This is a genomic window from Methylobacterium sp. E-066 (genome assembly GCF_022829635.1).
Taxonomy (GTDB): domain Bacteria; phylum Pseudomonadota; class Alphaproteobacteria; order Rhizobiales; family Beijerinckiaceae; genus Methylobacterium.
Genome location: NZ_JAKSYO010000072.1, coordinates 1 through 1356, shown reverse-complemented (window position 1 = coordinate 1356; position 1356 = coordinate 1). Strand labels below are relative to the sequence as shown.

The window sequence follows — 1356 nt, the reverse complement described above, 5'->3', positions numbered from 1 at the left end:
GCGGGAGCGCTATATCGATGCGTACCTCAACAGCGACAATTTATTCTCACCCGCACCGTGTCCGTTCGACTTTCAGGACGGCCTTTCCGTTCTGGAAGGCGCGCTCGCCATCGGGCGGCAAGCCGACCCGCTCGGCGCGGTGAAGGTTGCAGGTCGGCTGGGTGCTGTCCGCGCTTCAGCCAAATCGGCGAAGAGGCACTCTGGCTCTTTGCCTGCGAAGGTGAAGGGATGGCTGGGCCTATCGCAGGCACTCGAAAGCGCTGAGTGAAAGCCTCGTTCGAGATAGCAAGAGCGATTGCCTGCGCCGGTCCGGCGCCGGCATAGCCGCACCCTCAACGTTGACTTAACCGTGCCGCCCGGCCGACATGCCATGTCCGGCTGGCGTGTTCTCAAAGACGAGAGGCCTGCCTTCAGCGTCGAGCAAAAGTGAGCCCGCTTACCTGCGCCTGGAGTTCCTTGGCGATGCGTTCGGCTTCCTCGATGGTGGTGCCAGGGGTCAACTTTAATCCGAGAACAGCGCGTGCCAGTGCCGTGACGGTCTCCGCGCCTTCGAGAGCAATCCACGGTTCCCCGCCCGCATGTTCCTTCACCCTAAACCGTATCCCTACGCACTCTGTCATTTCGCATCCTGTTTATGGTCCGCCGATGAGCGGCACGCCGACACTGGCATCTCGTCAGGTCGCTGTAATCGAAATCACAGGGGCTCGCAGACCTCCTGATCGTTCTCATCGAATACGTGCTCGATCACGCCGTAGGGTGGCCCGTCGAACCAGCCGATAGCCTGCGCTTCCTGACCGGAGATCGTGCGCGTCGTGACTGGCTCGCCAGCGTCCTTGGTCGCAATCGTTGCCTCATCGATCTGGATGGCGAGAACGGTACGCGAGCCGATGTCGGTGCAGCGGTACCGCCTGCCGGAGCAGATAAACTCCCCGCCGATGCGAAAATCACAACGATCCATCGGCGCCTCCCCCATCCCAGTCCTATCATGCATCGGGATTTGAGACGGCCACCAGTCGGCCGTGGCTAAGTGGCAGGACAGAAAGGCGCGGGTGTCGGCGCGGTGGCTGGGGTCGCCCAAGACGTATGCACGTCCTCCATCACGCTGCTGAGCACGAGGTGGCCAAAACTCTCTGGCGTTGACTTGGCCATGCGCCCCGGTCGACATGGAGCGTTCCGGCCGGACCCGCCTTGGCGAGTCGCGGCTGTCTTCAGGAGAGCAACCGCTGCGGATCTGAGACCCTGAAAAGCCAACAGCCCCTTCCCGGCAAGGAAGAGGCTGCTGAAATTCCTGGGGCCTGGTGGGGCCGCGTGACTGCTCCCCACAAGCCACATGATTCCCTCGGGAGTCAAGACGGA

At 62.3% G+C, this 1356-nt stretch carries 2 protein-coding genes and 1 pseudogene; 1 reads left to right on the top strand and 2 read right to left on the bottom strand.

The features are described from left to right. A pseudogene (locus tag MKL20_RS08240) lies at positions 1 to 268 on the top strand (hypothetical protein); the annotation flags it as partial. A 142-nt stretch (positions 269 to 410) separates the two neighbouring features. On the opposite strand, the gene MKL20_RS08235 reads toward MKL20_RS08240, so the two are convergent. Next, a complete protein-coding gene (locus MKL20_RS08235) occupies positions 411 to 590 on the bottom strand; it encodes a hypothetical protein (protein ID WP_244036271.1) in 180 nt (59 codons plus the stop codon). Positions 591 to 694: 104 nt separating this feature from the next. Continuing rightward, positions 695 to 1078 carry a hypothetical protein gene (locus MKL20_RS08230; protein WP_243966050.1) on the bottom strand — a complete coding sequence of 128 codons (384 nt, stop codon included), beginning with the start codon at positions 1076 to 1078 and terminating at the stop codon, positions 695 to 697. Positions 1079 to 1356: the final 278 nt, after the last annotated feature.